The 6,070-nt window shown below is 61.9% G+C and carries 5 protein-coding genes; all 5 read right to left on the bottom strand.

Annotated features, from left to right (window positions below):
• Positions 1-226 precede the first annotated feature (226 nt).
• Positions 227-910, bottom strand: coding sequence for a hypothetical protein (locus LHU53_RS09585; RefSeq protein WP_227332417.1), 684 nt, complete (start codon positions 908-910; stop codon positions 227-229).
• A 997-nt stretch (positions 911-1,907) separates the two neighbouring features.
• The gene (glcF, locus tag LHU53_RS09580) at positions 1,908-3,164 is read right to left on the bottom strand and encodes a glycolate oxidase subunit GlcF (RefSeq protein WP_227332416.1); all 1,257 of its coding nucleotides are present in this window, start codon (positions 3,162-3,164) and stop codon (positions 1,908-1,910) included.
• Positions 3,165-3,176: 12 nt separating this feature from the next.
• Positions 3,177-4,304 (bottom strand): glycolate oxidase subunit GlcE, encoded by a 1,128-nt coding sequence (gene glcE / locus LHU53_RS09575; RefSeq protein WP_227332415.1) that lies wholly within the window; start codon positions 4,302-4,304, stop codon positions 3,177-3,179.
• A gap of 122 nt (positions 4,305-4,426) precedes the next feature.
• Positions 4,427-5,377 (bottom strand): SMP-30/gluconolactonase/LRE family protein, encoded by a 951-nt coding sequence (locus LHU53_RS09570; RefSeq protein ID WP_227332414.1) that lies wholly within the window; start codon positions 5,375-5,377, stop codon positions 4,427-4,429.
• A 105-nt stretch (positions 5,378-5,482) separates the two neighbouring features.
• The gene (locus LHU53_RS09565) at positions 5,483-5,980 is read right to left on the bottom strand and encodes a hypothetical protein (protein ID WP_227332413.1); all 498 of its coding nucleotides are present in this window, start codon (positions 5,978-5,980) and stop codon (positions 5,483-5,485) included.
• Positions 5,981-6,070 lie beyond the last annotated feature (90 nt).

Raw genomic sequence — 6,070 nt, 5'->3', positions numbered from 1 at the left:
CTGAACGCGTTACTCAAGAGACTCGACAAAGCCATTGGGAAGTTCTACGCCGATGATGAAATCGTCGACGAAATAAACGGCGACTGATTCAGGACGCGCCGTCAAGGTGGCACGGCTGGACGCTTACTGTGTTTGTGCTTTAACGTCGGTGCTGTCCGGCAGGACAGCATGCGCCGCGAAGCGGCATTCTGCTGCTGTGTGTCCGCGACGAGCAACTTGTTAGCTCTCACTTTTCCAACCTTGACCAGAGACCATTAAGTGCACCTGGAGATGGCGTCGTTCGCTTCTTCGATCGGACGATTGCTCCGCGCAATAGTTCGGCGAAACGCTTGCGGTGTTTTGGCTTGATCTCCTTGCGTTGCATGAGTTTCATCATCTCTAGGGAAATCGCAGGATCATGCGATACGGTGTCAGCCACGATCTCTTCGACGATGGCTGCTCGTACCTCCTTGGTCAAGCCCTCCATTCCATCGCAGTATGTCCGCGCGGCATCAATTAGTTCGCCCAGTTGCTCATCGCTAAGTTCGAGCAAAGCTGAGTAATCTTTGTGCCGAACCCTACCGGATGAAACGTCAGTCCGAATTTTCGCAATAACTGTCTTGATGGCGTCATAACCAGCATTCCCAAGAACACCGCTAAGCACTGCGAGCATTACCCAAGCAAATGCTTCGCCTGGAAAGCCTAGCGACGGTTTGGCAGGGTTTTTATCTCTGGCATAAGCTATCTCGTAGTAGACGCGATACTGGTGGCCGTAGTAGTAGACCTCTGCCGCATACTCGTACAGGCGAAGGAGGGCCTCGTGATCAAGTGGCGCACCACACTCGATGCATACCGAAGCTGCATCTGCTCGTTTCAGGAAGGTGCCACAGGTAAGGCAAAGCAACTGTTCAGGATCTGGGTAGTGCGACATGCGTCTTCAGTGAGGGCTAACTCAATATAGGGAGACACGCCCGTGTCTCCCTAACATCGGAGTAGATAAGCTTCTGAGAACCGCTTGGAATAAGGGTGTTTGACGACTTTCGGTCAACGTCAAGGGGCATAACAGTTCCAGAAATACCAGTACACCGACATTTTTTGTCAACTCGGCTACTGGTCAGTTGTGTGAGCGAGCACTCTCCCTACGATTCTGACAGCGAATTCTCTGCACGGGTATCCCCAAAACGGGGGGTAGCACTGAATGACCGCTCCCGCTGCGAACCGGCAGTCGATCTCTCCATCAACTGCTTTGCTGATCGGCCAATGTCCGACATAGTTTGTTCACGCATCCTCAAGCACAAAGCTCAAGGCACACACTTAAGCAAAAGGAGGCTGGCAGCAATCTGATGGGTCAATCGGCGCAGTGTTCCTGCTCCCATCGCACGGTCATGATCGTAGCTGCCTTGAGTCCAAATGCCCGGTGATAAACACCTGGTCCCCAAATCACATAGTCTCCCATTCGCTGCAACCTGTATGTGATCGTGGCATTTTTCGGGAAGGTCGAATCGGCGCTGAAGTCAATCCTGAAATCGCTTAGATCTGAGACCAGCACAGACATAGTTCTTCCGGTACTCACTGGTTTGTCTTGACCATCCGGATCCCCTGCTAGATGGGAAAACCACTTGACGCAGAGCCCTGTAGACAGCGTGCCGCCTGGAATGTGCCGCAGGTCATATGGCTCTCGCTTGCTCCAGTGGCTGAACCCAATGATCCAACCCGTACCATTCGTATCGAGGTTCCCTGAATTTCCGAACTCAACTGGCAGAGGTGACATGGGACTTGGGAACATGGGTGTGCTGGAGGGACAGTGGCAATTCTGACGGTTATTGCCGCTGGCGACCACCCCAATCTGGAAATTTGACTGCGGGTCCGCTCCCGCTGCAGAAGCCACCACTCGTGCCCAGGTCAGCGATGCCCGGCCCAAACAACCCTCACACCCCAGCCTGCAGTGCCTCATCCAGTAACTCAATCCAGTGCCGCACCGGCGTTTGGGTGCCGCTTTGTAAATGGTTGATGCAGCCGATGTTGGCCGAGGCGATTTGGTCGGGCTTGCCGCTCTCGAAGGTGGCGTTGAGGTGGCCAAGTTTGCGGTCGCGCAGCTGGGTGGCGATCTCGGGCTGGAGCACGCTGTAGGTGCCTGCCGAGCCGCAGCACAGGTGGGGTTCGCAGCCGGTGATCTTGAGGTTGAAGCCCAGCTCCACCATGTATTTTTCTACCCCGCCACGCAGTTTCATGCCGTGCTGCAGGGAGCAGGGCGGGTGAAAGGCGATTTGGCTGGCGCGCGCTTTGACGCGGTCGCGCAGCTTCTCGCTGAGCTCGGGCAACCACTCGCTGATGTCCTGGGTGAGGGCGCTGATGCGTGCCGCCTTGGCCGCATAGACCGGGTCGTCGCGCAGGATGTGGCCGTAGTCTTTGACAGTGGCGCCGCAGCCGGAGGCGTTCATCACAATGCCTTCCACACCGGGCTGGCCCGCCGTCCCGTCGATGAACGGCCACCAGGCGTCAATGTTGGTGCGCATCTCGGCTTTGCCACCGTCATGGTCGTTCAGGTGGAACTTGACCGCGCCGCAGCAGCCGGCCTTGGGCGCGATCACCGTCTGGATGCCTGCGGCGTCGAGCACGCGCGCGGTGGCGCTGTTGATGTTCGGGCTCATGGCGGGCTGCACGCAACCGGCCAGCATCAGCACGCGTCTGACATGCTGGCGAGTGGGCCAGGTGCCCGCGGTTTGTCTGGCGGGTACTTTTTTCTGCAGTGCAGGCGGCAGCAGGCCCCGCGCCAATTGGCCCAGTGCCATGGCGGGCGAAAACAGGGGCGAGGGCAAGCCTTCTTTCAAGGCCCAGCGCAGCGCCTTTTCGCCAGCCGGGCGCGGCACTTGTTCGTCCACCAGCTTGCGGCCAATGTCGAGCAGGTGGCCGTATTGCACGCCGCTGGGGCAGGTGGTTTCGCAGTTGCGGCAGGTCAGGCAGCGGTCCAGGTGCGCTTGTGTTTTGCGGGTGGGCGTGACGCCTTCGAGCACCTGTTTCATCAGGTAAATGCGGCCACGCGGGCCGTCGAGCTCGTCGCCCAGCAGCTGGTAGGTGGGGCAGGTGGCGGTGCAAAAACCGCAGTGCACGCAGTTGCGCAAAATCGCCTCGGCGGCGATGCCGTCAGAGGTGCCTTGGTATTGGGGGGCGAGTTGGGTTTGCATGGCAACAGCGGCTCAGAGCGACGGCACCAGACGCCCGGGGTTGAAGAGGTGCGCCGGGTCAAACTCGGCTTTCAGGCGGGCGTGAATCTGCTTGTGCGGCGATTCCAAAGGTTCAAAGCGGTTGGTCGCCCCCGCGTCGCCGGGGCTGGCGAGTCTGAACAGCGTGGTGAAACCGTCCACCGCCTGGGTCAGATCGCGCAGTTTGGGCAAGGCTGACGCGGGTGCCCAGACCCAGCGCAGGCCGCCGTGCCACTCCACCAGTTGCGGCCACGGCAGGTTCAGCGCCGGGGCGGTTTGCGGCACGCTCAGGCGCCACAGGGCCTCGCCGGGGTGGTCGGCTGCGGTAAAAAACGGCAGGGTCTGGTCGCGGCAGGCGGCCCAGTCGGGCCCGGCCTGGGCATTCTCCATGACCTCGCCAGGCAGGTCTTGCAGCATCCTGGGGATGGCCGCGTTCACCGCAGCCGCGGCACCGCGCAGGCGCACATAAAGTTTGCCGACCTCGCCCGGGGCGGCGTCCTCCTGCGCCCAGCAACTGGCGTTGAGCGGCAGCGGCTGCGCGCCCCAGGCGTGGAGCTGGTCCAGCGCGTGCGCCTGGTCAATCTCAAACACCAGCGTGGCTTCAAGAGGCATCACTGGCAGCACTTTGAGTGACACCTCGGTCAGCACACCCAGCACGCCCAGGCTGCCCACCAGAAGGCGCGTCACGTCATACCCGGCCACGTTTTTCATGACCTGGCCGCCAAAGCTGAGGTGCTCGGCACGGCCATTGATGAGCTGCACGCCCATCACATAGTCGCGCACGCCGCCCACACTGGCGCGCGCCGGGCCGCTCAACCCGGCGGCCACCATGCCGCCCACGGTGCCGCGCCCGTCAAAACGCGGTGGCTCAAACGCCAGGCATTGGCCGTGTTCGGCCAGCGCCGCTTCCAGCTCGGCCAGCGGTGTGCCGGCGCGGGCGGTGATGACGAGTTCGGTGGGCTCGTAATTGACGATGCCGCTGTGCACGGTGGTGTCGAGTAGCTCGCCCTTCGGGGGCTGACCATAAAAGTCCTTGCTGCCCTGGCCGCGGATGCGCAGCGGCGTCTTGGAAGCAGCGGCGGCGCGAATGGGGTCGATCAGGGCTTGCAGGGTGTCGGTCATGGTGGCTGCGTGGTCAGTAGGCGGGCCGCCATGTTACGGCCTGAGCCATCACGCCGGATTGAATTTTTCGATCACCTGTTGTTCAAAAAAGTCCCGGTGAGGCTCGGCTGCGCTCCCGGACGTCAGTCCCGAAAGGGGTTCACCGGCAGCCCGGCCACCTCGACCCGCGTAGACAACACGCAGCCTGACAGGGGGTAAGCCGCCTGCTCGGTCGCGCTGCGCTGCAGGCCGGCGCTGGTGACAAACAGGGTTTTCAGGTCTTCACCGCCCAGGCACACCATGGTCGGGCACAGCAGCGGGGTGGCCAGTGTTTGCAGCAGGGTGCCGTCGGGTGCAAACTGGCAGACGCGTTGGCCTTCGTACATGGCCACCCAATAGTTGCCCTGTTCATCCACCGCCGCACCATCGGCGCGACCGCCGTAACCGGTGTCCAGCGGCTGCCAGCCCGCGGGTTTGGGCGGCACGCTGATAAAGGGTCGCTGGTGACGGATCTCACCCGTGGCCGTGTCAAAGTCCCAGGCCCAGACGGTGTGGCTGGCCGAGTCACCCCAATACAGGGTGCGGTCGTCCGGGCTGAACGCCAACGCGTTGGCCGTGGTCATGCCTGATGTGGGGGCGACCTTGCAGTCCACCCGCGGCTGGCCGGGGGCGTGGGCATCCACGCAGTAAAGCCCGGCATTTTTCAGCTGGCGGGTTTCATCCATGGTGCCGACCCAGAAGCGGCCTTGGGTATCGCACTTGCCGTCGTTGGCGCGGGTGGTGGCGGGGTTGATGTCGAGCCGGGCGATCTGCTGCAGCGGCGCGCCCCAGTCGGCGGCGCGAAAAATGCCGTCGCGCAGCGCCAGCACCAGGCCACCGCTGCGGGCCGGGGCAATACAGCCGGGCTCCGCGGGCACATCCCAGGTGTCGACCGTGCCCATGTAGATGTTGGCACGCAGCACCTGTTGGCCAGGGATGTCCACCCAGTACAGCATCTGCTCCTGCGGGTGCCAGAACGGTGATTCACCCAGCTGGCAGCGGTGCGGGGTGACGACTTGCCAGGGGGTATCCAGGGTGCTGAGGGTGCGTGTCATGGGCGTGCAGGTTGGCGTCAAAACAGCTGCGCATTGTGCCTTGCCACGTGACCAGGCGGCCGTCAGCGCCCAGCAACTCACCCCGCGCCGCGCAAGGACAGCCTCCTATGTCAACACCGGGGCGGGTGTGTGTTGCAACTGACCGGCCGTGCTGTGGGTGTCGGGCTTCATGGCCAGGCGTTGCTGGGTGAGGTGCAGGCATTGAAAAACATCCTGGTTGATGGCGGCGCCACACTGGGTGCGGTCACAGGCAGGACATCCTTGGCCCAGCGTGTAGACCTCTTGAGCCTGACTGGCCATAAAGAGGGCGTGTTCACAGTGTTCACCAATCATGAAGCGGTCCACCTTGAGCAGACGCAAAAATCGGTCGGCCGCCAGCAGCGAGTCAAAAATGGTGATGGCACCATTGCTCGCGCGCAGCAAGCGATTGTTCAGTGTGACGCCCCACCAGGCGCGGTTACCCTGCAGGTCCAAAAGGCGCACCACCACCCGGGTGCCCAGGTCTTGCCAGCGCAGGTTGGCGGCCAGATGGGCCAGCTCCATCCACGACGCAAACCGCAGATCGGCCAGCCCGCAGGCGTGGGTTGTTTTCTTTGTTGTCACCGGTTGTCCTTCCAAGCTTGGCATGGCCGGGGAGCGTAGCGTGGTGCCTGCGGCTTGTGAATAAGTACGTGTGCTTAGGGTGTTTTCTGT

This window comes from Rhodoferax sp. U2-2l (genome assembly GCF_020594515.1).
Lineage (GTDB): Bacteria > Pseudomonadota > Gammaproteobacteria > Burkholderiales > Burkholderiaceae_C > Rhodoferax.
Note: the sequence above shows the minus strand (reverse complement) of the source record. Positions and strands in the feature narration are given on the sequence as shown.